Raw genomic sequence first — 819 nt, 5'->3', positions numbered from 1 at the left:
AAATTACTCATCTCTTGAGATTGAGAGATAGCATAAAACTCTTTCGCAAATTCAGATTGTTTATAAAGATCGGCTGCAACAATTATTGATTGAGATATGTTAGCCAAAGGTTTCATTATCTCTGCCATGGGACTCGTTAACTCTGTTATGGTTTTAGCTATTTTTTGAGCGCTGTTTGAAATTAAACTATCATATGAATTTATTATCTTCATAATATCTAAAGATGGATCTTTAAAGATAACCGCTTCTTCAGCTCGTGACTGGGCAAATTTTGTTATCGCGCTTTGACTTTCAGAATAGGCAGGCATCAAACTTGATTGTTGAAAAGCCTTACTTGCGATATTAGCAGCTGAGTTCATCTGCTCATACTGTGCTACTCTCGGCAAATTATTCGATATTCTATCAGCACCAGAAAAGGGTACTGATTGTTCCTGTATTTTATTAGCAATTTCTAATGCTAAGAGTTGCTTAGATTCTTTTTTAGAATTTTCGTCCACTCAAATTTTCCTTTGATAAATATTATTTCAATACTACAAGCTAATATTGAAGATAGCACAATAGTTAATAAATTCCTTATTAGTTTGACTCTCATAAGTACAAAAAAAACACCCAACCAAGTTGAGTGTTTTTTATTTATAACAAGCTGTACATCAATCCAAAAAACTTGAGTAGCGAGGAAAATGAGTGATAGCACTACATCAAGTAGGCTGAACGAGTTTGACGACGCTAATCAGATTTTTAGTTTGATGTTATTCCCATTCAATAGTAGCCGGTGGCTTACTCGACACATCATAAGTCACCCGTGATACTTCAGCGATT

The 819-nt window shown here is 34.3% G+C and carries 2 protein-coding genes; both read right to left on the bottom strand.

Going from position 1 to position 819, the window contains the following annotated elements:
• Positions 1 to 497: hypothetical protein (locus ACS8FD_RS18950; RefSeq protein ID WP_439276996.1), on the bottom strand; the 497-nt coding region annotated here is incomplete at its 3' end.
• Positions 498 to 749: 252 nt separating this feature from the next.
• The coding region (locus tag ACS8FD_RS18945) for a GMP synthase (glutamine-hydrolyzing) (protein WP_439276997.1) at positions 750 to 819 on the bottom strand (70 nt) is incomplete at its 5' end.

The organism is Psychrobacter sp. 1U2, assembly GCF_051847575.1.
This window is presented reverse-complemented; position numbering and strand designations above follow the sequence as displayed.